Source organism: Mycobacterium sp. E3247 (assembly GCF_001667785.1).
Taxonomy (GTDB): Bacteria; Actinomycetota; Actinomycetes; order Mycobacteriales; family Mycobacteriaceae; genus Mycobacterium.
The window spans coordinates 1-719 of sequence record NZ_LZJG01000345.1; the positions used below are offsets into that span (position 1 = coordinate 1).

The window sequence follows — 719 nt, forward strand, 5'->3', positions numbered from 1 at the left end:
GCCTTGACGACGTTGCGCCCGACGGTCCACCGGTGCACCTCATCGGGGCCGTCGACGATGCGGCTCATTCTCGCCTCTGAGAGCCAGGCCGCCAACGGCAGGTCGTGGGTGTAGCCCAAGGACCCGTGTATCTGCAACGCCGTGTCGATCACCTCGATCAGCATGTTGGCAATGTAAGTCTTGGCGATGGAATTCGCGATCCGCAAGTCGAGCCCGCGTTCCATCTTGTAAGCCAGGTGCAGGATCATCAGCCGGGTGACGTAAAGCTTCTCGGCGCAGTCGGAGAGCATCCACTGGATTCCCTGACGATCAGCCACCCGTTTGCCGAAGGTGACTCTTTCACATGCCCGCGCGGCCGCCATGTCAAGCGCTGCTTGGGCTTTCGCGATGCTCCACATGCCGTGCCGCAGCCGGCCGTAGCCGAGGCGATGCTGGCCCATGGCAAAGCCCTGTCCAAGTCCGCCGAGAATGTTCTCGTGGGGGACAACGAGGTCGTTGATGCGCACTTCGGCGTGGCCCATCTGGATTTCGCCCTGGTAGGTGGGGATATCGGATTCGCCCATGATAGGGATATTGCGGACGATATCGAAACCCGCGTTGGGCAGCTCCACCAAGAAGGTGGTGTATTGCCGATGACGAGGGGCGTCGGGATCGGTCTTGGCCATCACCAGTGCCAGCTGAGAAATGGACGCCCCTGAGGTGTACCACTTCTCGCCGTT

At 61.3% G+C, this 719-nt stretch carries 1 protein-coding gene; it reads right to left on the bottom strand.

All coding sequences use genetic code 11. The features are described from left to right. Positions 1-719 (bottom strand): acyl-CoA dehydrogenase family protein (locus tag A9X04_RS32375; RefSeq protein ID WP_197509053.1); only part of this gene is annotated, 719 nt, incomplete at both ends.